At 62.8% G+C, this 627-nt stretch carries 1 pseudogene; it reads left to right on the top strand.

What is annotated here, in order from left to right:
* Nucleotides 1–627: pseudogene (locus tag HMPREF3171_RS12095) on the top strand (HNH endonuclease signature motif containing protein); the annotation flags it as partial.

Here is a 627-nt window from a genome sequence, read left to right as displayed (position 1 = left end):
TTCGGGCGCACCAAGTTCACGCGCAAACAGGCGGTGGCCGCTACGCGAGCTCGGGCGTTCTCGCTGGACGAGCTCGCACTGATCGAGCGCCGCATCGCACCGGTCAAGGATGCCTCCCAGCGGTGGGCGCTGCGCCTTGCCTTACTTGAGGTCGAAGGTGGCTACCGGGCGATTGAGGCTGCAGCCCGTACGTTGGTGCCGGCGGATAAGACACCGGCGGTGGATGCGGCGAAGTTCGGCCCGTCGCGAAACGGCAAACGCACCCTGCACTTAACCTATGACGAGCGGGAGATCTCCGATATGGAACACGCCGGGCGGTTAGGTATTGACCCGGAGCGTCCTGCAGCTGCCCAGATTGCCGAGAACCTGATTGGCATCTTCTTCGGCGAGGGCAAGGTGGCTACTGCAGCGCCGCGTCCGACGGTGTTAGTACCGTTGCCGGATTATCTGCGCATCTTGGATGGCAATGGTGATGATGTGCTCTTGGCCATGACTGATGGCACCACCATGACCGGTGCGGAGTTTCTCGCCGCCCAGTTCGGTGATGCGCTTGAGGTGGCGGCCTTTCACCCGCAGGCCGGTGCGGTGAATCTGTACCGCACGCAGCGTTTGGCGAATCAGAAGCAG

Origin of the sequence: Corynebacterium sp. HMSC08F01 (assembly GCF_001807545.1) — a bacterium.
GTDB lineage: Bacteria > Actinomycetota > Actinomycetes > Mycobacteriales > Mycobacteriaceae > Corynebacterium > Corynebacterium coyleae.
This window is presented reverse-complemented; position numbering and strand designations above follow the sequence as displayed.